This window comes from Haloarcula salina, assembly GCF_010119195.1.
GTDB lineage: Archaea > Halobacteriota > Halobacteria > Halobacteriales > Haloarculaceae > Haloarcula > Haloarcula salina.
In genome coordinates this window covers 138,062-159,479 of sequence record NZ_WRXL01000005.1, presented here as the reverse complement: position 1 = coordinate 159,479, position 21,418 = coordinate 138,062, and the positions used below count along the sequence as shown (strand labels likewise).

The following is a 21,418-nucleotide window of genomic DNA, read 5'->3' as shown; positions in this document are numbered from 1 at the left end:
ATGGCTGAGTCGACGGCCGGTCGGGAGCTGGTCTTCGACGGCGTATCCAAGCGATTCGACGGCGAGGCGGCGCTGTCGGACGTGTCCATGCGGTTCGCCCCCGGCGAGCGCGTCGCCGTCGTCGGCCCCTCCGGCGCGGGCAAGACGACGCTCCTCCGGCTGGCGAGCGGCGCGCTCACGCCCGACGAGGGGGCGATCACGCTCGGCGGCGCTCCGGTCTCCGGCGCGGACGTGACGCTCGCCTACCAGGGCGAGACGCTCGTCGACCGCCGGACCGCGCTCGCGAACGTCCTCAGCGGCCGCGTCGGCGACTGCTCGTGGCTCCGTGGCTTTCTCGAACCCCTCGTTCCGCGCGACCCCGAACCGGGACTCGAACTGCTCGACGCCGTCGGACTCGCGGGGAAGGCAGACGCCCGCGCCGCGACCCTGAGCGCCGGCGAGCGCCAGCGCGTCGCCTTCGCCCGGGCGCTCGTCCGGGACGCGCCAGTGGTCTTGGCCGACGAGCCGACGGCGAACTTAGACCCCAGTTCCCGCGCCAACGTCGTCGACGTGCTCGACGGCGTCCTCGACGGTGAACTGCTCGTCACCGTCCTCCACGAGGTGGGTCTGGCCCTGGAGCGTTTCGAGCGCATAGTGGGCCTGGCGGACGGTCGCGTTCGCTTCGACGAGCCCGCCGCCGAGGTAACGGACGGGATGCTCGACGACCTGTTCGCGGCCGGAGCGTCGACACCGGACGGCCGTCGGTCGGCGGCTGGCAGACGGCAGCACGGGGCGGCGAAACCGACCGAGGACGGGGAGGAGTCCCGAACGCAGGTCCGCTGGTATGCCTGAGGAGCGCACCGGGTCGTCGGCCGAGGCCGGTCTCGGTCCGTCGGTGGCCGGGGACGAGTACGAGACGGAGCCGCTGGCCTCGAAGCGTCGCCTCACGACGCTGCTCGCCGGCTGTCTCGTCCTTCTGGTCGCCGCGTGGATCGCGGAGGTCGACCCGATGGCGCTCGCCTCGCCCGGCGCGCGCGAGCAGATGCTGGCGTTCGTCGCCGAGGGCCTGCCGCCGGATACCAGCCGCGACTACCTGCTGGGTCGAACCGTGCGCGACGGTCTGCTGTGGGCCGTCGTCGAGACGCTGGCCATCAGCGTCGTCGGGACCGTACTGGCCGTCGCGCTGGCCGTCCCGCTCGCGGTGACCAGCGCCGCGACGGTCACCCACCGCGGCCCGCTGTACGCGAACGCGTCCCCGGCGCGGATCGCCGCGGGGAAGGGCGTCTACCGCGTCAGCCGGACCGTCCTCAGCTTCCTCCGCTCCGTGCCGGGCATCGTCTGGGGCTTCCTGTTCGTCACCGCCATCGGGCTCGGCCCCTTCGCCGGCGTCCTCGCGCTGGCGGTCCACAACGCCGGGGTCCTCGGGAAGCTGTACGCCGACTTCCTCGAAGACACGAACCCGATGACGACCGAGGCGGTGGCGGCCGGCGGCGCGACGCGGCTCCAGGCGGTCTGTCACGGGATGGTCCCGCAGGTGACCGCGACCGTCGCTTCCTACACGCTGTACCGCTGGGAGTGCACCATCCGCTCGGCGACGATCCTCGGCTTCGTCGGGGCCGGCGGCATCGGCTACTACCTCGTCGTCACCATCCAGCGCCTGCAGTACCAGAAACTGTTGACGGCCATCGCCGCCGTCTTCGGGCTGGTCGTCCTGAGCGACTGGCTCGCCTCGCGGTTCCGAACGCGACTCGGGTGAGGCCGGCGAGCGGCAGCGACTGTATCCGCGGCCGCCGCTCAGGGCTTCTGTTCCTGGGCGGACTCCCGAGCGTCTTCGAGGTCCATGTTCAGTCCCAGCTCGGACGCCCGCTCGCGGACCGCGTCGGCGTCGACTGCGGTCACCTCGCCGTGTTCCTGCAGGACGGTCCCGTCGACCATCGTGAAGCGCACGTCGTCGCCGTGGGCGGCGAACACGAGATGCGAGAGCACGTCGTGCAGCGGCGTGGCGCGCGTGAGGTCCGTGTCGAGGCCGACGATGTCGGCGCGCCAGCCCTCCCGGAGGGCCCCGAGCTTCTCGAAGCCGGCTGCTTTCGCGCCGTTGATGGTCGCCATCTCGAAGATCTCGCTCGCCGGCGTCACCGTCGGGTCGAGCCGGTCGACCTTCTGGAGGAGGCTGGCCTGTCGCATCTCGGTGAAGGCGTCGAGCGTGTTGTTACACGGCGGGCCGTCGTTGCCGAGCGCGACGTTGATGCCGCGGTCGCGGTAGTCCCAGACCGGCGCGACGCCGCTCGCGAGCTTCATGTTCGAGGACGGGCAGTGCGTGACGTGCGTGCCCGTCTCGGCCAGCACCTCGCGCTCGCTCTCGTCGGTCCAGACGCAGTGGGCGAGCACCACGTCCTCGCCGGTGAGTCCCACCTCGTCGAGCCAGTGGATGTTGCGCATCCCCGTGTCGTCTTCGACCGTCTCGATCTCGCTCTGGTTCTCGCTGGCGTGCGTGTGGATGCGCACGCCGTCGTAGGCGTCGGCGAGTTCGCGCGCGCCGCGGAGGCACTCCTCGGTACAGGAGACGGCGAAGCGGGGCGTGACGGCGTAGCGGATGCGGTCGTCGAAGGAGCCGTGGTACTTCGTGATGAGCCGTTCGGACTCGTCCAGCGCGGCCTGCGTGTCCTCGAGCAGGCCGTCTGGCGAGCGCTGGTCCATCAGCACCTTCCCGAGCACGCCGCGGATGCCGATCTCGCCCGCCGCCTCGAAGGCGCGGTCGGCGTGAGCGACCGAGAGGTGGTCGATGCACGTCGTGGTCCCGCTCTCCAGCATCTCCAGGTAGCCCAGTTTCGCCGCGACTTCCATCTCCTCGGCCGACAGCGAGGCCTCCATCGGGAGTATGTAGTCGAACAGCCAGTCCAGCAGTTCGGTGTCGTCGGCGATGCCCCGTCCGAGGCTCTGGACGGAGTGGACGTGGCCGCCGACCAGGCCCGGCAGCAGCACGTCGTAAGACTGCCGGTCGTGATCGGGGTACTGCGGTTCGATCTCCGGCCGCGGACCGACCGTTTCGATGCGGTCGCCGGAGACGACGACCGCCCCGTCCGGGTAGACGGTCGAGGAGTCCGCGACGACGGTCCCAGTGAGCAACATACGTCGTGCAACACGGGCCGCGGTACATAAAGAACGTCCTCGCGACAGGGCCCGCCGCCGCGACGGTCGCCAGCGCCACACGTGTGTGCTGCGGCTGTGGCGCGTGTGTCAGGGGGGTGGGCGTCACCCGGTGGCGTCCTGCGCCCGTTTCTCGCGAGTGATGTAGCCGGTGAGACGCGACCGCGAGCGAAACGACTCCATGCCGACGAGGCGCTCGACGACCCGTTCGTTCGCGGCGTACTGCTCGGTGAACAGCTCCGGGTACGCCGCGAGCAGTCGGTCGCCGGTCCTGACGATCTCCTGCGGGTCGGCCTGCATGGACCTGAACGTCCGCGAGAGAGCGTGATAATTGTGGTGTCCGCAGACCCACACAGATCGTCGCAGACGGGTTCGCGGGGCGTGTCGCCGGTCTGACTCGACCGTCCGCTCAGTTCGCCATCGACGGTTTCGGCGGGGTGTGGCGCTTGTGGCGAGTCTGCGAGCACCAGCGAACGGTCCGCCTGACGACGCTCGGGTCGACGCCGACCCGATCCGCGGTCTCCGCCGCCGACAGTTGCCTGTCGGCCGCGAAGTGGAGGAGGCTGTCGAGCGTCGTCGGCTCGATGCCGAGTTCCTCGGCGTCGCTCCGGTCGGCGTAGTCGAACCGGGTCGTCGACCGGTCCATGATGTCCGACGGGACTTCCATGTCCTCGGCCACGGACCGCAGTTCGGTCCGATAGAGGTCGCCGAACAGGTCCACGTCCACGCCGTTCTCGCCGTATTTGGCCACGGAACCCAGCAGCCGCTCGGTCCGGTTCACCGTCCCGACGACGAGCTTGCCCGTGGTGTTGGCGACGTAGTACGTACAGGCCATTCGGAGCCGCTCGCTGGCGTTTCGAATCGCGACGAGGTCGTCGGTGGGCTGGCCGGTCTCGCCGACGACGCTCTGGAACGCGGCCAGCACCGGCTGGAGCTGCAGTCGGTGGTGCTCGATCTCCAGCATCGACGCGACCGCCTCGGCGGTCCGCGCGGGCGCTTCCTCGCTCAACTGGACCGGAACGACGAGTCCGGTGACCCGCTCGGCCCCCACGGCGTCGACGGCCATCGCGGCCGCGACGGTCGTCTCGACTCCGCCGTCGAGCGCCACGACGAGGCCGTTCGCCTCCGCCTCGACGACGGTGTCCTCGAGGAACGCCGGCAGCAGCTCCTGGACCCGCCTGACCGCGGGTTTCGACGTGGCGAGTCCGTTCTCCTCGCGGGGCAGTTTGAGCGTTCGCGGGTGTTTCGCGTGGCTCACCGAACGACCCTCCGTTGTGTCCGAGCGTGTGCGTTCGGGCAGCGGGACCAATGCCGGACGGCAGCCGTCCGAGTCCTGTATCGAACCGACGTGTTCACGGTGCGAAACGCGGGACTACCCGCTGATAACTGTTTTCAACAAACGCCATAAGCGTCTGGTGTATACTGCATATTCCTTATATTTTCTCAACTAACATCCACGTTAGGCACTAATTCCATCCCGTCTGTCAATTCCTACCTGATCTTTCTTTACTAACAAAGATATTTAAGCCGGTACCGCTGGAGACCCAACAGAGAATGATCGGATCGCTGAAGCGGAGACGCGAATCGAAGGGAAGCCCCGCGCGGCGAAGCGATGGGGCCGGGGAATCGCAATGTGAACTCTGTGGCGAACGTCGGACTTGCTCTGACCAGTACGGGATCGTCGCTTGCCGGACTTGCCACGTCGATTTCCTGCCGGTCCACGGCGTCCGGTGACGGTCACTCCGCGGTCGGTACTTCTCTCGAATCCGACTCCGCCGGAACTAATCGCCTGCCCCGGATCAGGTGGACGATGTCCGCGGGATCGAGGATCTCGGGATCGGCCGCTTCGGGGTCGGCGTCTCGAGGGTAACGCAGGACCTGACGGGCGTCGAAGACGTTGCGGTTGTCGGTGACGGGTTCGATGACCCGCATGTGCTCGCCCGTCCGCGTGTCGTGGTAGGTGGTACCGGGATCGAGGCCGACGACGGGCCTGTCGGCGGGCCACTCCCAGGAGAAATCGCGGCGGTACTGGTCGAACTGCCAGACAAGGTGATCGAGGTCTTCGTCGGTGTCGTCGGCGTGCTTGATGGTCCGATCCCAGTAGTCGAGGACGCAGCGTTTGAGATCGGACTGGAGGAGGTCGTCCGTGAGTTTCTGTTCGATTGGGTAGCCGATCTCGATGGCGACCACGGCGTGGCTATCGAGGTGAGTGAGGCAACGCTGGCACTCGGTTTCGAAGACGGAGAGCGTGAAGGCCGCGTCGACGGTCAGGTGGGCGAGTTCGTTGCCGCAGTTTGGACACCACAGGAACACGACGCCGTTGTCCGGTCGTCGTAGTTCCGCCAGGACGGTCAGGTCCTCGAAGCGCTTGTCGGTAGCCGCTTTCTCGGCCGCGGCTTCGGCGGCAGAATCGTCCGGCCGGGGGACGGGGTCGTCGACGTGCTGGGCCAGTTTGCGGTCTTTCAGCAGGGACTTGATGACCGAGTCGTGCGAGGAGTGCGATTCGGCGTCTCTGATCTTCTCTATCTGCGATTTCGTCCAGTCGCGAACGCGAATCGTCGCCATTTGTGTCCTAATCTGCGCACAAATTAATAGTTCTTCCGCGTGAGTGGAAATTATCTGAACGCATAGCTACCGGCGGATCCCCTCCGGTCGGATCCCAGACCGAGACGCCGGCGCCGAGTGGTCGGCTGGGTCGTCAGGAACTCGCGGTGTCGATGCGGCGCTTGATCTCCGCCTCTGAGACGGCTATCTGCGAGGCGCCGAGCGGATGGGTGACGAACGTGACGAGGTCGAGTTCGCGTAACAGTCGACGAGTGTTCCCGCGACTCATCCCCAGCTGTCGGGTGACTTCGTGGACGGAGTCGGCCCGATTGACGGCCGTCGCGAGGTCTGCGACGGTCAGGCTCTCCGAGATGCCGATACCGTCAGCGACGAGGTTATCGTCGCGTCCCTGTCCGTCGGATTCGGTGAGCAGTGCCGCGACGGAGCGCCGTCCGAGTTCGCTCGTCTGGGCGCTTTCGGCCTGCTCGCTCCCGTCACCGTCCGGCGAAGCGTCGACGCTGTCAGCGGCAGTCTCCCCGGTCGTGTCGGCCCCGTCCGCCTCGGTCGCGTCGTCGTCCGACCCGGTCGACGCGAACTCGAATTCGCCGGGATGGGGCGTGTTGTCCGTCGGATCGTGGATGTCGTACTCGACCATGTACCGGCGGACGGTCTCGGAGGTCACGTCGACGTCGAGCGCCTCCGTCATCTCCGGGAACGTGCCGTACTCCTCGTAGACGGCCGCGAGCGCTTCTGGGTCCTTGTACGCCGGGACCGAGGACTGTGGTGACCGCCCGCTTCCGGGCTCTTCGTCCAGTCCGTACTCGGCGGCGACCTCTGCGTCGGCTGGGACCGTGACCGACAGGTCGATCTCGATTCGCCCGTCGCTGTCGAGGGAATCCCCGTCGATCGAGACGTCTTCGCCCAGCGACAGTCCTGGCAGGGCGGGCACGCTGACCGTCATCTCCGCGGTGAGTTCCGCTTCGTCGCCCATCTCTCGCTCGGGGACTTCGACGCGCTGGATCTCGACGGCGGACGATTCGATGCCGTCGAGCACGTCCGTCAGCTGGCCGAAGGCGGCGCTAACAATCATATGAAAACCGTCGGCTGTAGTTTACAAATACGTGTCGGATAGCGCAATCCTTCGACTAACGTTTTCGTATACGCTCAGAAAACGCAGATGTCACATCGACAGTTAGTCCGCCGTGGCAGGGGACTCGTTGGCGACCTCCCACTCGGTCGGATCGATCTCCCGGCCGTCGAAGGCGGTGTACTCCGGGTAGGCGGTGAACACGAGGTACTCCGTCCGCCCGCGGAGGTACTCGATGAGCGTGTGGAGGTTGTCGTCGTCGAGGCCGCCCAGGCCGTCGACCAGCAACAGCGGGACCGTCTCGGCGACGTCGAAGGACTCGCGGCCGGCCAGCGCCGCCACGAAGCCGATGAGTTCGAGTTCGCCCTCGCTGAGCGCGTCGAGGCTGGCCTCGCGGCCGTCGCGGGCCACGACGACCTCGAAGTCGGCGGTGAGGCGTGCGGTCTCGAACCCGGTGTCGAACCGCGAGAGGATCTCCCGCATCGCCTCGTCGAAGGCGTCGCGCGCCTCGTGTTTGATGCGGTCCTTCCGGTTGCGCAACGCCGACAGCTCCTCGCGTACCGACCCGAGTTCGGCCTCGAGTTCCTCGACGCGACCCGCGCGCGTCTCCAGCTGTGAGAGTTCGTCGGCGGCGTCCTCCAGTTCGGCCTCGCGGTACTTGATCTCGCTCTCGACGTCCGAGCGCTCCTCGACCGTCTCGTCGACGCGTTCCGCGAGTTCCTCGACGCGTTCCGTCGCCTCTTCGAGGCGGTTCCTGGCCGCTTCGAGGCTCTGTTCGCGGTCCGCCAGCGTCTCCTCGAGGTCCGCGATCTCGTCTTCGAGGTCGGACTCGCGTCGGCGCGCCTGGCTGATCTCCTCGCGCTGGGTCTCCAGTTCCTCGACGGTGTCGCGGTGAGACTCCTTGCGGGCCCGCAGTTCAGTGAGCCGGTCGCCGAGGGCGTCGAGCCGAGCCTCCAGGTCCGACCGCGTCGTCTCCCCGCCGCAGGTCCAGCACGTCAGACTGTCCCCCTCGATGTCGCGCTCCACGTCGGTGATGAGGTCGAGTCGGTTCTCGGAGAGGACCATCTCCGTCGCGGAGTACACCGACTGGAGCACTTCGGCGTCGCGCTCCACCTGTTCGAGCGCGTCCCGTGCGTCTTCGAGGCGGGCCTCGACGTCGGTGTACTCCGGGATTTCGAGTGAATCGAGGTCCGCCCGCCGCTCGGCGAGGCGTTCCTCGGTCCGCTCGACGCTTCCCTCGAGGCGCTCGACGCGGTTCCGGGCCTGACTCTGCTCGGTCCGGGCCTGACTCAGCTGACGCTGGACGGACTCCGAGCCCTCGTCCTCGTCGCTGGCCGCCACCGCCTCGCGCTTCTCGCGCAGTTCGATCAGTTCGTCTTCGAGCCGTGTGACCCGCTCTTGGACGGTCGGTAGGCGCTTCTTGGCTTCGCGGGCCTGCGAGAGCTCCGTCTCGATCTGCTCGCGCTCGCCCCGGAGCGCCGCGATCTGCTCGTCGATGTTCTGGAAGTCGAGCGGTCGCATGAGCACCGATTCGAGGTTCTCGCCCTCGCGGACGGCCCGGCGGACCTCGTTACGCTCGTCGAGGCACGCGAACAGGGCCGCGCGGATGGTGTCGTACTCGTCGGTGAGGTACGGCGTCCCGCTGCGGTGGACGGTCCCGCCCTCGCGCGCGAGCGACACGTCGTACGTTCCGTCCGGCGTGTCGAGGCGGACTCGGCCGCTGTCGGCCCCCTCGGTCAGTTCGGTCGACGTGCCGAGCGCGACCTTGATCGATTCGATGAAGCTCGATTTGCCCTGCCAGTTCGACCCCCTGACGGCGTTCAACCCCGGGTCGAGCGTCGCCGCGCCGTCGAGGATACCGGCGATCCGCTCGATGTCGACGTGCCAGGTCATGTCTGGTTCGTGGAGCGCTGTCGGCGATGCTGTTCGCAGACGTACCCGCGCTCCAGTGCCACGTCGAATGGCACGCGAGTGGGGCAGTCCGGGCAACTGAGCTGGATCTGGACCTCGATATCGGCGTCGTCGCCGTCCACCTCGCCTTTCGTCGAGAGCGAGGACAGCGCCGACTCGGTCTTCTGCCGGGCCACGTCCTTGGCCGTCTCGACGCTGTCCCGCTCCCAGTCCGTCGCCGCGGGCCGGGTGGCCTTCTCGCCGTCGAGGCAGTCGTTGAGGTGGGTTCGCATCGTCCCCCACGAGACCATGTCGTCGACGACATCGCCTCCGGGGATTCCGTCGACGCGCAGGCTCTCGACGAGTTCCTCGCGGCGCAGGTCGTCGTCGCCCCGGAGCGTCTCGTAGTCGCTCTCGACGCGGGCGTCCAGCGACTCGCGCCCGTGCTCGTCGTAGACCCGTTTGAGGAGGCGTCTGTTGAACCACGCCGTCAGCGAGCGATACCCCTCGGCCGAGCGGCCGTCTGCCCCCGTCCAGCGGGCGAGCAATCCCTCGTTCAACGAGTCGTAGACCGGATCAGCCGATCCCAGTCCGTACTTCTCGATGACCGTCTCTATCTTACAGCCCGAAGCAGCCATTAGCGACCGTTTCACACTTCGCCGTAATAGTGTTTGACGTTGTGTGTACGCACTGTCCACGGCTCGTCACGCCGACCGCTGGCGATTCACGACCTAAGTGCGTGAAATTTCTGGATCGCCCTATCGTGGACCGCACTCACTCGACCAGCACGTCGACGTGCGTCGCGGCCTCGACGTCGACCAGCCCCCTGTTCGTCAGCCGGTAGTGGGGGATGACTTCGAGCGCGAGGAAGGACAGCTCCATCAGCCCGCTGTCGACCAGCCCCATGTCGTCGGCCACCGACTCGACGGCCTCGTAGCCCTCGTAGACGGCCGTGATCGGTTCGTCGGACATGAGGCCGGCGACGGGGAGCGCGAGCGACGCCAGTACGTCGCTCGCGGGATCGTACGCCGCGATGCCGCCGCCGATCTCCCGGAGGTGATTCGCCACGCGGGCCATCGCGTCGCGGTCCGCGCCCGCAACCACGCAGTTGTGCGCGTCGTGGGCGACCGTCGATCCGATGGCGCCGCGGTCCAGGCCCAGGCCGTGGACGAACCCGCGGCCGATGCCGCCGTCACCGCCGTGGCGCTCGATGACGGCCAGCGACAGGATGTCCTCGTCAGCGGGCGGGACGAGCGTTCCGTCTTCGACCGGCACTTCCGTCTCCATTCGGTCGGTCTGGAGGCCGCCGACGGCGTCGATGACGCGGACGGTGGTGGTCGCGGCGTCTTTTGCCGAGGAGAGGGCGAAGTCACCAGCGGACACCGGATCGAAAGTGACGGTGTCCGTCGCGAGGTCCGTAGTCGCCGTCGCCGCTTCGTCGGCCGTCGGGTCGAGTTCCCCGTCCACCATGACGTGCTCGACTGACCAGGTTTCGAGGTCGGACAACAGGACGAGGTCGGCCGGCGCGCCGGGTTTGACCCGTCCGAACGGGAGGTCGTAGCTCTCTGCCGTGTTGAGCGTGGCCATCTGGACGACCTCGACCGGGTCGGCACCTTCGGCGATTGCCGTCCGGATCGCGTCCTCGACGCCGCCGTGGTCGACGATATCCACGACCTCCCGGTCGTCGGTGCACAGTGAGAGCCGCCGGCTGTCGACCGCGTCGACGAGCGGCAGGAGGTCGACGAGGTTCTTGCTCGAGGACCCTTCTCGAAGGTAGACGCGGACGCCGAGGTCGGCGCGCTCGCGGGCCTCCGCCAGCGTGATGCTCTCGTGATCGGTGTCGAGGGACCGGGCCGCTTCGTGGAGGTCCGACCCGGAGACGCCCGGCATGTGGCCGTCGACGGTGAGTCCGCGCTCGCGCGCGGCCCGGACCTTGGCGTGGACCGAGTCGTCGCCGGCCAGCAATCCGGGAATGTCCATCACTTCGCCGAGGGCGACGACCCGTTCGAGGTCGAGCAGCGACGCGACCGCGTCGGCGTCGAGCGTCGCCCCGGCGTCCTGCAGATCGGTCGCGGGAACGCTCGACGGGACGGTGAACCGCGCCTTCAGCGGCGTCTTCTCTGCGTCTTCGACGACGGCACGGACGCCCGCCTCTCCGAGGACGTTCGCGATCTCGTGGGGGTCGTGGATCACGCTGGTGACCCCCCGCGGCACGATCGCGCGGCCGTACTCCGGGAGCGTCACCATGCTCGACTCGACGTGCATGTGGGCGTCGATGAGTCCCGGCGCGACGTAGTTCGCTTCGACGCGCCGGTCGGCGGGACGCGCTTCCAGCGCGACGATCTCACCGTCGTCGACGGCCACGTGTCGTCGTTCGAGCGTCCCCGTGTGGACATTTACGAGAGTCCCCGAGACGAGCGTATCGACCGTCATCGGCCAGTCGGAACCCGAGTCCGCGACCCGCTCGACGGCGTGCTCGGTTGAAACGTCGTGCGCGCCGCGTTCTCGGCTCGAAGTGCGTGTCTCATAGGCACTGTGTGACACGACTGGTGGTAAAATAGCTTGCCCCGACAAGCGTCACACACCGACGTTGCACACCGCTCCGAAGACATGACTGATTACCAACGTAACTATTCACATATCAATAACTCTATGTCCACCGAGGCGTCGTTTCACGGCGACTCTGGCTGAGCGTGCTCGGAACTGGAAATAGCGTCCTGCAGACCGGGATCGTCCTGATGAAAGATAACCTATTAGTTACCATTTGATTTTCAATAAAATATGGATACTAGCTGTCCGGGCCCTCGTGTGATGGTTGACCCGATCGTGTTCCGCGGCTGCTGACTCGGGGCAGACGGTATTGCCACGATCACGGGCGTCGAGCAAGACGCGCACAAATACCAGTTCGATATACATACTGCCCTCCAAATGTATTGTTGAAATCCGGCACTGCGCACGTGCTTCTCTCGGGCGACTCACGACGCTTGTATCACCCCACCGTCGGCGTCGGTCCGACTCTGCCGGTGGCGTCTCAAGTCACATGTTTATACTGGCTTCGCACGATAGACTCACGCATGCGGAAGCTGGCCGCTGGGACCGCACCGACCGACGGCAACGCGAAGGCGTCGGTGATCACGGTGCTACTGGTCGACGACTACGAGGACTTCCGTCGAACGGCCTCGACGCTTCTGGAACACGAAAGCGACCGGATCGAGGTCGTCGAGGCGGCGAGTGTCGACGACGCACTGCGGTACTTCGAGTCCGAAAGCGACTCCATCGACTGCATCGTCTCGGACTACGAGATGCCGTCGGCCAACGGCATCGAGTTCGTCGAGACGGTCCGCCAGACCAACGGCGACCTCCCATTCATCCTGCTGACCGGTCAGGGGAGCGAAAAACTGGCCAGCGAAGCGGTCTCGGCCGGTGTCACTGATTACTTCGTGAAAGGTGGAGGGCCGGAACAATATGCCGTACTCGCAAACCGGATCGAGAACGCCGTCGAATCGTACCGGTTCCGTCTTGAGACGGCTCGGCTGTCCCGGATCAACTCGCTGTTTCGGGAGATCAACCGACAGGTGCTCCGGGCGACTACGGCCGCGGAGATCAAGCAGGCCGTCTGCGATATCCTGACGCGCTCGAAGACGTACCAGTTCGCATGGATCGGTGAACGCGACGAACAGTCCGGTACGATCGTTCCGACTGCCGGCGGCGGTGACGCAACCGAGTACGTTCGGGAACTGGTCGACCGCTACGGCGAGTCGGTGTTCGACGGCGGGCCGTGTGATCGAGCGCTGACTACCGGTGACCCACAGATTGCCGCGGAGATCAACTCCGACCCGGGATTCGAACAGTGGCACGTGCTCGCCGACGAGTACGGCCTCCGATCGATGATCGCCCTTCCGATCCAGTACGCCGGGTCGGTCCACGGCGTAATCGCGATCTACGCGGATTCATCCTTCGCCTTCGACGAGGCGGAACAGACGATCCTCACGGAACTCGCGGAGATCGTCGCTGACGGACTGCTCTCGACGGCGACGCGCTCCGAACTCGAGGATCGCGAAGAGGTGCTTCGAACGATCACCGAGGTGTTCACGACGCGCGAGAAGTCGCTGCCCGAGCAGATCGGCGATCTCATGGAGATCGGCCGGCGCGTTCTCGGGATGGAGTTCGCGACGCTGTCTCGCGTGAACGGATCGGAGTACACGTTCGAAGTCCTCCAGACGCCCGACGAGACGATCTACTCGGGTGGATCCATACCACTGTCCGGCACACCGTGTGAGGAGACCGTCGCGAACGAGGAGACGCTCGTCCTCCAGGACCTCGACGAGGACGAGCAGTTCGCGGACGGGACCCTCGCCGACAGCGGTATTACGCGGTACCTCGGAACGCCGCTCACGGTCGGTGGCACGATCTACGGGACGTTCTGTTTCTACGGGACGGAGTCCGCAAGCGACACTGTCTCGGACTGGGACATCACCTTCGTGGATCTGCTGGGGAAGTGGATCAGCAACGAACTCCAGACTCAGCGTGCCGAGGAGGGGTTCACCCATCTCTACGAGACGGCGACCGATCTGCTGGCTGTCACCTCGGAGGCCGAGGCGGCGCAGATCGCCGTCAACAGGGCCCGGAACCTCCTCGATTTACCGGACGTAGTGCTGTACGGGTTCGACAGCGACACGAATTCGTTTCGCCCGCTTGCGGCGACCGCGGACGACACGCCGTCGAACGACGCGATTCCGGCAGACGGTGACAGCCTCGTGAGTTCGGCCTTCTTCACCGAGGAGACGATAATCGTCGAGGACGGGTCGGAGATCGACACATCCGGGGACGGTCCCGGCCTGGACGGAAAGGCGGTACTGGTCCCGCTCGGAGATCACGGCGTCCTCCGGGCCGGAGACGAGATCGGCGGGACCTTCGATGCGCAGACACGTCGGATCACCGAACTCCTCGGGGCGACGATTCGAACTGCCTTCGACCGATTGAACTACGAGACGGAGCTCGAGGACCGCCAGCACGAACTCGAACGACAGACGGTCCAGCTCGAGCGGATGAATCGCCTGACCGAAATGAGTCAGAAGATCCACGAGCAGGTGCTCAGAGCCGACAGCCGACCGGAAATCGAACAGGCAGTCTGTGACCAACTCGTCGCGTCCGACATCTGCTCGTTCGCGTGGATCGGCGAGTACGAAGCCGACGACGAGCGGATCACACCGCGGACGTGGGCCGGAACGGATCGCGGCTTCCTCGAAGAGTCACGCTCGCCCACTGGCGAGTCGCCGGCCCCACCCGCGATCCAGACGGCGCGTACGGCTGAACAGACGCTCGACAACAACGTCGCCGACGGTCTCCGCGGCGGCGGGTGGCGCCGGCGCCTCCTCGAGCGGGGCTATCAGTCCGTTGTCAGCATTCCCATCACGTATCAGCAGATATCGTACGGCGTCCTCACCGCGTACGCGAAGTCCCGGGACGTCTTCGACCTTCCGACGCAGTCGGTGCTGGAAGAGGTGAGCGAGACGGTCGGGTACGCTATCAACAGTATCGAGACGAAACAGGGACTCGTCGCGAATCACGCGGTCGAACTCCAGCTCGAGGCGACGGAGTCCGACGACATCCTCCACCGGATCGCCGGTACCGTCGACGCGACGGTGACTTTCGAGGGAATCGTTCCACAGGAGAGCGATACGTGCACCGTGTTCTTCAGTACCGACGGGGAGAGAGACTCGGTCCTGGCGAGCGCCGACTCACTGCCGCGACTCGAGCGACTCGAGTGCCTGACTGACACCGAGGACAGCTCGCTCTTCGAAGCCACGGTAGCAGGTGGACAGCTTGCACTGACGATCGCCGAACAGGGCGGTGCTCCGCAATTGATCCGATCGGACGGCGAGACGCTCGAGATCCACCTCGAAGTCCCACAGACCGTCGACGTCCGACAGTTTATCTCCGAATTGCGTCGCTCGTGTCCGGACATCGAACTCGTCAGCCGATACAAGCGCGAGCGGGGCGTCCAGACGCGCGAGTCGTTCCAGGCCGAACTCACGTCACAGCTGACCCCGCGTCAGTTCGAAGTGTTGCTCGCGGCCTACTACAGCGGGTTCTACCAGTCGCCCCGAGAACGAACTGGCCAGGAGATCGCAAACACGCTCGACATCTCCCAGCCGACGTTCAGCCACCACCTCAGGGTGGCTGTTCGGAAGCTCCTCGAACAGCTGTTCACGGAAGGGCTGGCTGCCAAAGATCTAGATAGCTAGCCTACCCAATACTGGATACCTAGTCTAGTAGCACATACTCTGATAAGGGAGTATCTCGTTCCGAAATACAATGAGTTTGGAGTGGAACGAGACACAGACCGTCTTCTGGGCAGAGCAGCACGAATCTCCGAGCGAAGCGATCGTCTCGACTATCGCGGCGCAACAGCACGTCGCGGAGACTGACCTCCCGCCGCTGTACGAACAGGTCGACCCCGAAGCGCTCGACAAGATCGTCGCCAGCTACACCGGTTCGAGTATTCAGATCAGTTTCACCTACAGCGGCTATCACGTCCATATTCAGAACAGTGACAGGATCGAGATTTCGCCGAACTGATCGCATAGCGCCCTCCTACCGGTTCGTGGATACGCGGATAACTGAATAGCACCGCGACGGCGGTCTTCCTGTGTAGACTACGACTGACGGAGTACCGGGACGACGCGCCGATGCAACCGATCCTCGGAGGGTTCAAGTCGATACCGGATCGGCTGACGGGATCGGTGCTCTCGACAACGCCACCCCATCACGGACGATCTCGACCGCCAGAGGATCGACGTTTATGTCGGGCTTCGCCCCCTGCACTCGACGAAACGGCCACTTTCGGATTCCGAGAGAAAAACGAGGAGCACCTCGGGGATTCCGGGTTTATATTCTCCCTAAAGTCCCATTCGGTCCCGATCGGTCTGACCGATTGCAGCGAGCAGTCGTCCAATTTCACGTCACACCCTGTGAGGAGTGCGGATAGTACTTCGATGCTGATGGCGGCTTTCTCTCACAGATGGTGGGTCGAATTAGTTGGCGACTGCGCATTCTGCTGACGAGACTGCCCATACACCGACACGCAAGTAACAATTTCTTACTCCAGGTATGTCGGGTAACGGGGGTGTAACAAAACGGTACCCCGGGTTTCGTGTACGTATGCCCATTTCGCGGCCTGAACACAAACCAACGCAGCAACCGAGGTCATGAGCGAACCGATGGTAGAGGAAGACACAGAGCTATCGCGCGACGAGATGTTCGATATCCTCAGTAGCTCGAGGCGGCGGTACACGCTGTACTATCTCCGCCAGCAGGACCAGCCGGTCCAGCTGACCGATCTCGCTGAGGAACTGGCCGCTTGGGAGAACGACACGACAGTAGCAGACCTGTCCTCGCAGGCGCGAAAGCGCGTGTACGTCTCGCTGTATCAGACACATGCTCCGAAGCTACAGGAGGCTGGTCTGATAACGTACGACGCGGATACCGGCGAGATCTCGCTACGCGAGGACGCGCCCGAGGTCGAGCCGTTCATCAGTAACGGCGACGACGACGTCGAGTGGTTTCGGTACTACGGTGCCGTTGCGCTCGTCAACGCACTCCTGTTGATTGGCGTGGTCGCGGGAATCCCTCCGTTTACCGCGCTCACTCCGATCGCGCTGGGAACGATCGTCATCTCCTCGTTCCTACTTCTCTCGATCGTCCACGGGATCTACCGGTGGCGAGGTGGAAACGATAGCTCGTTCGAGATCGGTGAGCCGTGAGCTGGTGGCGGTGGAGAATCGAAAAGACGTCACCCCCCTGAGGGATGCGTTACTCGTCGTCGTCAGCTGCCCCGTCGGGGAGCAACTGATCCGGCGACCGTTTGTACATCGGAGTGGTCGCGAACTCTGCGATTCGTTCCATTTCGCTGTCAGAGATATGCTCCGGCATACACCCACATGTGCCCTTACGCCGGTTTAGTAATTGAGTTCATATTCTGAGTAGTCGGCGTGTTCTCGGCGGTGGGGTTCGTTGGTGCGTCGCCGAAGATTCTATCGTACCCATTGAAACGTGGTATACACGGATCACACCGATGTCACGCGAGCAGAGGGTGACTTTCAGTGGCTTCGAGGGTGATCGGTGCGTGGACACGATTCGAGTAATCAGCTGGCTGTCAAACTGACTCTGCGACGAAACCGTGCCACTTCTGCGAAAGCCACGTCTCTTCCCTTCTCGTGCGCGCGATATAGTCCCAATGTCCGCTTCGGCGGTCAAACGCCACGGGCTCAACGGTTGTCGTCGCCGTGAGCGACTTCGACAGCGTGCCTCGGATAACCGATTCGACATCGAGACACAGTCCCTGTTCGTACGATTCTCGCACTCTTGCTTAGTATTCACTCACGAGCGGAGTAGAACACGGGTGGATCGGGTTACCGATCCGACACACCCGCTGACGTGGAGAGAGCGTCCGAGTCGACAGCGACTGTTACAGGGCACGAGCGTCCCTGAGGGGGGTGGTAAGGATTGGGCCGGTGTGTTGTGGGTGTCGGGTAACTGCCCTCTCCATTTCCATAGTAGGCGGGGGTCTGTATTGTTATAGTCGTGTTATTTCCTCACATCGGAGCTTACCGTCGATGAAGAGGCGGTTTCCATCTCCATTCCGGTTTTGTGACCACCGTGACCGGCAGAGTCATTTCTCCTCTCTATCGTTTCCTGTGGCATCGTTCTGCTTGCATTGAGGACCTACGATCGCCATTTCGAGGCGATTGTGGGCCACGCTGGCCCCGACTAAATCTCGGATTTGTGGCGTATTTCCTGGCAGTAATAACATATTACCAATGCGATCGTGACCAATTGTAGAAATATCTGCCTCTCTCGCTCTGCTAGATAGCTGGTAAGTATATCGATACTATTCAGATAACAAATCTGCCCTTCCGGACGCAATCTTTAATACAGTAATTATTCCTTTCGATCATATGCCTGATATTGGACAGGTGGATAGGATGGATAAAGAATCACTTAATATGATCTTATCGACTATGGCCCTCCGATCTGATGACGTGTGTGCGCGCACAGCCCCCCGAAATGGTACGCGATCCTCCACCGCTGGAGTGTTCTCGGCATGATGACGACAGAGGAGTGGGAAGAGATGCCGACAGATCCCGACTGGGAGGCAGATCTCGGATACGAGATGGAGGAGCTTACGGTCGTCAGATCGTCTACCGATTCGCAACTGATTTTTCTGCCAGAACACGAATCTCAGCTCGGTGAGGAGGAGTTCATCGTCATTCACTCCGACTCGCTGTGTGATCTCCGGCGGTAGTTCCCGAACGAGATCCGTTTCGACAGTGTCGGACCTGAACGAATAGCACGGTATGGTCTGGCATTAGTAGCACCATTACAATGGGTGTACTGGGGGTCCCTGCACACGATGAAAGCAGTAGTTCTCGCGGCTGGCAAGGGAACACGCCTCCGTCCGCTGACCGATGAGATTCCAAAAGCACTCGTCGAAATCGACGGGCGTCCGCTCCTGACGCACTGTCTCGAGGAACTCGTCTCTCTCGACGCGGAAGAACTCGTTATCGTCGTTGGATACCAGAAAGGGCAGATCATCGACCACTACGGTGACCACTTCGATGGGGTTCCGATAACCTACGTCGAGCAGGAGGAACCCGACGGACTTGCTGACGCGCTGTTACAGGCCGAGTCAGAGATCGGCGACGATTTCATGCTGATGCTCGGGGACAACGTCTTCCGAGGGAACCTCGATACCGTCGTGCAACGACAGCAGGAGCAGCGGGTCGATTGCGCGTTCCTCGTCGAGGAAGTTCCCGAATCGGAGGCGTCGCGGTACGGCGTCTGCGTGACGAACAAGTATGGCGAGATCGTCAACGTCGTCGAGAAGCCCGACGATCCGCCGTCCAATCTTGTCATGACCGGATTCTATACGCTGTCGCCGGCGATCTTCGAGGCATGCAACCTCGTTCAACCTTCCGAACGCGGCGAGTACGAACTTAGCGACGCGATCGACCTGCTGATGGAGAGCGGTCGCACCATCGATGCGGTTCGACTCGACGGCTGGCGTATCGACGTGGGCTACCCTGAAGACCGTGACGCCGCTGAACGTCGGCTCCAGGACGAGAAACCGACGCCGACACCCGACGGCGGGGAACAACTACCGTCCGAGCCTACGTCGCCAAGTACCGATTAATGTGGCCGTGGGAGCACTTCTCGGTCAGCTACATCTGCTACTCGGTGGCTGTCCGAGCGACCCGTCGACGGCCTCCGAACGCCGTCGAAGGTTACGCGCTCCTCTTCGGAGCACTGTTCCCCGACATGGTCGACAAACCAGCGAGCTGGCTCTTTCACGTATTCCCGTCCGGCGTCTCGGTCGCCCACTCGATCTTTGTCGCCGTTCCGCTGACGATGGTAGTACTCTTAATAAGTCGACATCTCGATCGGATAGAATTCGGAACTGCCTTCGGAGCCGGCTATCTCCTCCACCTTCCACAGGACGCGGTGTACGGAACGATCACGTCCGGAAGTGCGCCGGCGTACCGGGTGTTTCTCTGGCCGATCGCGCCGAAGCAGACCAGTTCTTACGGCGGATTTCTCGCCAACGTGCGTCATTACTTCGGACAGTATCAAGCGTTGCTCGCCGATCCCCGGACGGTGTGGTTCGTCCTCTTCGAGTTTCTGCTCCTCTCGGCAGCGCTGTCACTCTGGGTCGCAGACGGGGCCCCAGGGTGGAACATGGTCAGTAAGCGAGTGCCCACCAGATGGCTGCATCGTTGACGACTGACCTGACGACCGGTATTCAGGTCACGCCCGCTCGGCCAAGACGCTGTAGTCCCAATTGAGACGATTTACACACCGATCGAGCCATAGCCGTGTGGTCGGTGTACACTGGACTTCAATGGCTACTATAGTAGTGGCATAACAAAACCCTCTGATCGAGACGAATCGAGTATGAGTGCTGCATGGATCAAACACTTCGTGCTGTTCTTCGTCGCGTGGCTCGCTCTGACGGTGGGCGGGATGGTATTCTTCGGTCTCGGGAGCCCGCTGCTGTTTTACCTCCTCGGGTACGGTGGATTCTTGCTGGCCGTCGAATTTAGCAATCCCGATGGGGACCGACCACCAAATCACAGGCGCCTCCGGTGGATTTCGATGGGCGGCTTCGTCGTGTTCATCTACGCGATGGTCTCGTGGGTGCAGTCAGTCATCGCTTCCATGCCGGCGTGAGCCTGACGAATACACCCCTTACCTGTACCAAGCAGAGTATACTAATACCCGATTCCCGAGAACTGATTTGTACAAGGGCCTCACATGGTTTCCGTCAGTGTTATTATTGCGACGCTGAAGTCGCGCGATGAAATAGAAGCGATACAGGTTCTCGATCATCATGCGTTCGACGATTACGAGGTCATCGTCTGTGACGAAAGCCCGGTGACCGCGGCCCGAAACGCAGGCATCGAACGAGCGACGACGGACAAACTTGTCTTTCTCGACGACGACTCCCGGCCGCAATCCGGATATCTCGAGCGAGCCCGGGACGTCCTCCAGACCGAGGCGGCGTACGCCGGCCGGACCGTTCACCCGTTCGACGATCTCTTCTCACGGCACTTTACCAACCACTACGACTGGGGTGACGAACCCTGTTACGTCAACCACTTCTGGGGCTGTAACATGGGCGTACACCGGACGGTGTTCGAGACGGTCGGTGGCTGGGACGAGCAGATGGGATGGGGCCACGAGGAGAAGGAACTCGCGTCCCGAGTCACAGAGGAGTTCGACATCCGCTACGATCCAGAGCTTGTGGTGGAGCATCCCTACGCGAATTCGATGACTGACTACTGGCGGAAGCAGTACAAGCTCGAGACGAAGTCGCCCTACTACTGGTCGAAACGAGACGTTCCGCTACGAGAGCAGTTACTGTGCGTACTCTGTGAGGCGTCTGACCCCCTCAACTACGTGCGACGAACGCCGATGGCGACCGTCACACAGGCCGGTGGGACGATCGCGAAGACAGCCGGTCGGATCAAGGGACTCCTCGATAGCTCTCAGCGACCGAGCACGGTGCCGGATCGACCCACAGAGGTAGAAGTCGGAACCGAGCGAAAACCCAAGCTTGTTCAGGAGTAATGATGACGGACAGTCACGTCCGGCCAGCCGTCGGAGTGAACCGCTCGACCGATACTAAGCGAAGAACGTGACTGCTCCAGAGAACAGCAGCGGTTCAGTTATTCAACCGCCGTAGTCATCGTTCCCGTATCCGCCTTCACCGTACCCGCGATAGAATAGCTCCCGCTCGAACAGGAGAGCGATGACGAACGAGAGTGCGGTGAGAACGAGATACAGAACGGTCCGGCGTGTCGCTTGCTCCGATTCCTCGATAGGAGGTGAATCTTTCGTGGACGACGACTCGTCAGCCATTATCGATAGCCTGAGTGACCGTCGTAGACCCGTCCGACAGTCTCACGCGAACCATCTTGACGACAGCGAGGTACCATTTCGTTTGTATTCCGTCGGAAGGCGGGTTTAGTAGTTATGGCATACTTCGAGCCGATTGTCGGATTTGAACGTACCACTCCACTCGGACTGTGGCCCTTGCCCAGTCGAGCGGTTTCGCCGTCTGTCCAACCATGATATGAAGAGAGAGGTCGTTTTTAGCTGACTCCGCTCGCCAGCCCGGTCCAGCGTTGCCAGGTAGAGAGCTATCGGCGGAATCCTTCCAGCCATCGACACCCATGGCGGTCATTCAGTCCTCGCTTCTCACTTTCGCCG

Annotated in this window: 19 protein-coding genes; 10 read left to right on the top strand and 9 right to left on the bottom strand. The window is 63.5% G+C overall.

Annotated features, from left to right (window positions below; all coding sequences use genetic code 11):
• Both GM656_RS14200 and phnE read left to right on the top strand, forming a co-directional pair.
• Entirely contained in the window at window positions 1-831 is an 831-nt protein-coding gene (locus GM656_RS14200) for a phosphonate ABC transporter ATP-binding protein (RefSeq protein WP_162414340.1), read from the top strand.
• Window positions 824-1,735: a phosphonate ABC transporter, permease protein PhnE gene (gene phnE, locus GM656_RS14195; protein ID WP_162414339.1), complete on the top strand. Its 912-nt coding sequence runs from the start codon at window positions 824-826 to the stop codon at window positions 1,733-1,735. The genes GM656_RS14200 and phnE overlap by 8 nt, the downstream gene beginning before the upstream one ends.
• Window positions 1,736-1,773: 38 nt before the next feature.
• On the opposite strand, the gene GM656_RS14190 is transcribed toward phnE, so the two are convergent.
• From GM656_RS14190 to ade, 8 genes are all read right to left on the bottom strand, one after another.
• Window positions 1,774-3,108, bottom strand: coding sequence for a 5'-deoxyadenosine deaminase (locus GM656_RS14190; protein ID WP_162414338.1), 1,335 nt, complete (start codon window positions 3,106-3,108; stop codon window positions 1,774-1,776).
• Window positions 3,109-3,231: 123 nt separating this feature from the next.
• Window positions 3,232-3,426: a 30S ribosomal protein S17 gene (locus tag GM656_RS14185; protein ID WP_162414337.1), complete on the bottom strand. Its 195-nt coding sequence runs from the start codon at window positions 3,424-3,426 to the stop codon at window positions 3,232-3,234.
• Between the two features lie 109 nt (window positions 3,427-3,535).
• A complete protein-coding gene (gene nadE / locus GM656_RS14180; protein ID WP_162414336.1) occupies window positions 3,536-4,384 on the bottom strand; it encodes an NAD(+) synthase in 849 nt (282 codons plus the stop codon).
• A gap of 479 nt (window positions 4,385-4,863) precedes the next feature.
• Window positions 4,864-5,691 carry a hypothetical protein gene (locus GM656_RS14175; RefSeq protein WP_162414335.1) on the bottom strand — a complete coding sequence of 276 codons (828 nt, stop codon included), beginning with the start codon at window positions 5,689-5,691 and terminating at the stop codon, window positions 4,864-4,866.
• A 133-nt stretch (window positions 5,692-5,824) separates the two neighbouring features.
• On the bottom strand, window positions 5,825-6,760 hold the full coding sequence (locus tag GM656_RS14170) for a hypothetical protein (protein WP_162414334.1): 936 nt from the start codon (window positions 6,758-6,760) through the stop codon (window positions 5,825-5,827).
• Window positions 6,761-6,862: 102 nt separating this feature from the next.
• Complete coding sequence (locus GM656_RS14165) at window positions 6,863-8,650, bottom strand: archaea-specific SMC-related protein (protein ID WP_162414333.1); 1,788 nt, start codon at window positions 8,648-8,650, stop codon at window positions 6,863-6,865.
• On the bottom strand, window positions 8,647-9,285 hold the full coding sequence (gene rdfA, locus GM656_RS14160) for a rod-determining factor RdfA (RefSeq protein ID WP_162414332.1): 639 nt from the start codon (window positions 9,283-9,285) through the stop codon (window positions 8,647-8,649). The genes GM656_RS14165 and rdfA overlap by 4 nt, the downstream gene beginning before the upstream one ends.
• A 136-nt stretch (window positions 9,286-9,421) precedes the next feature.
• A complete protein-coding gene (gene ade / locus GM656_RS14155) occupies window positions 9,422-11,080 on the bottom strand; it encodes an adenine deaminase (protein WP_162414331.1) in 1,659 nt (552 codons plus the stop codon).
• A 641-nt stretch (window positions 11,081-11,721) separates the two neighbouring features.
• Between ade and GM656_RS14150 the strand changes: the two genes are divergently transcribed.
• The 8 genes from GM656_RS14150 (at window position 11,722) to GM656_RS14115 (ending at window position 20,776) form a co-directional block, all read left to right on the top strand.
• Window positions 11,722-14,895, top strand: coding sequence for a GAF domain-containing protein (locus tag GM656_RS14150; RefSeq protein WP_162414330.1), 3,174 nt, complete (start codon window positions 11,722-11,724; stop codon window positions 14,893-14,895).
• Between the two features lie 70 nt (window positions 14,896-14,965).
• Window positions 14,966-15,229 carry a HalOD1 output domain-containing protein gene (locus GM656_RS14145; RefSeq protein WP_162414329.1) on the top strand — a complete coding sequence of 88 codons (264 nt, stop codon included), beginning with the start codon at window positions 14,966-14,968 and terminating at the stop codon, window positions 15,227-15,229.
• A gap of 641 nt (window positions 15,230-15,870) precedes the next feature.
• Window positions 15,871-16,413, top strand: coding sequence for a DUF7344 domain-containing protein (locus tag GM656_RS14140; protein ID WP_162414328.1), 543 nt, complete (start codon window positions 15,871-15,873; stop codon window positions 16,411-16,413).
• A gap of 1,340 nt (window positions 16,414-17,753) precedes the next feature.
• Window positions 17,754-17,954: a hypothetical protein gene (locus tag GM656_RS14135; RefSeq protein WP_162414327.1), complete on the top strand. Its 201-nt coding sequence runs from the start codon at window positions 17,754-17,756 to the stop codon at window positions 17,952-17,954.
• A gap of 108 nt (window positions 17,955-18,062) precedes the next feature.
• Window positions 18,063-18,842: a UTP--glucose-1-phosphate uridylyltransferase AglF gene (gene aglF, locus GM656_RS14130; protein ID WP_162414326.1), complete on the top strand. Its 780-nt coding sequence runs from the start codon at window positions 18,063-18,065 to the stop codon at window positions 18,840-18,842.
• Window positions 18,842-19,426, top strand: a complete 585-nt coding sequence (locus GM656_RS14125; protein ID WP_217284962.1) for a metal-dependent hydrolase — start codon at window positions 18,842-18,844, stop codon at window positions 19,424-19,426. The genes aglF and GM656_RS14125 overlap by 1 nt, the downstream gene beginning before the upstream one ends.
• 174 nt (window positions 19,427-19,600) lie before the next feature.
• Complete coding sequence (locus tag GM656_RS14120; RefSeq protein WP_162414324.1) at window positions 19,601-19,876, top strand: hypothetical protein; 276 nt, start codon at window positions 19,601-19,603, stop codon at window positions 19,874-19,876.
• Between the two features lie 84 nt (window positions 19,877-19,960).
• Window positions 19,961-20,776, top strand: a complete 816-nt coding sequence (locus tag GM656_RS14115; RefSeq protein ID WP_162414323.1) for a glycosyltransferase family 2 protein — start codon at window positions 19,961-19,963, stop codon at window positions 20,774-20,776.
• 102 nt (window positions 20,777-20,878) lie between these two features.
• On the opposite strand, the gene GM656_RS14110 is transcribed toward GM656_RS14115, so the two are convergent.
• Window positions 20,879-21,067 (bottom strand): hypothetical protein, encoded by a 189-nt coding sequence (locus tag GM656_RS14110; protein WP_162414322.1) that lies wholly within the window; start codon window positions 21,065-21,067, stop codon window positions 20,879-20,881.
• Window positions 21,068-21,418: the final 351 nt, after the last annotated feature.